The following is a 590-nucleotide window of genomic DNA, read 5'->3' as shown; positions in this document are numbered from 1 at the left end:
CAACGGCTCATCCACCGCGACCACCCCACCCACCACACCGGCCGACACATCGGCGTCACCCGTGAGCTCGGCGATCAGGTACTCGGTCAGATCGCGGACGGTCGGCTGGTCGAAGACCAGGGAAGCCGGCAGCCTCCGCTCCATCACGGTACTCAGCCGGTTCCGCAGGTCCACACCCATGAGCGAGTCGAAGCCCAACTCCGAGAACACCCGGTCCACCGGCACCGCGTCCGCATCCGGACGCCCCAGCACCCCGGCCACCTGCCGGCGCACCTCACCGGCGACCACCCTCTGCCGTTCCTCGGCCCCCAGACCCCGCAGCCGCTCCGCGAACCCGCCGCCACCGCCCGTGGTGGCCCGCCGAGTCGGCGTCCTCACCAGCCCGGCCAGCAACGGGGGAAGCTGCTCCTCCGCGATTGCGCCGCGCAGGGCGGCCGGGTCGAAACGGGCGGCGACCACGGCCGGGGTCTCGGTCGCCAGCGTCGCGTCAAAGAGGGCCAGGGCGTCTTCCGTGGCCAGCGGTGCGATGCCGAGGCGGGCGAGTCGGGCCCGGTCGGCTGCTGCCAGCCGACCGGTCATGCCACTGCTCT

General features: G+C 73.1%; 1 protein-coding gene. It reads right to left on the bottom strand.

Features of this window, described 5'->3' with window-relative positions; all coding sequences use genetic code 11:
- A partial coding sequence (locus I3F54_RS31920; protein WP_240122412.1) for an acyl carrier protein occupies nucleotides 1-579 on the bottom strand: 579 nt, incomplete at its 3' end.
- Nucleotides 580-590: the final 11 nt, after the last annotated feature.

Origin of the sequence: Streptomyces sp. MUM 2J, assembly GCF_022414535.1 — a bacterium.
Taxonomy (GTDB): domain Bacteria; phylum Actinomycetota; class Actinomycetes; order Streptomycetales; family Streptomycetaceae; genus Streptomyces.
Note: the sequence above shows the minus strand (reverse complement) of the source record. Positions and strands in the feature narration are given on the sequence as shown.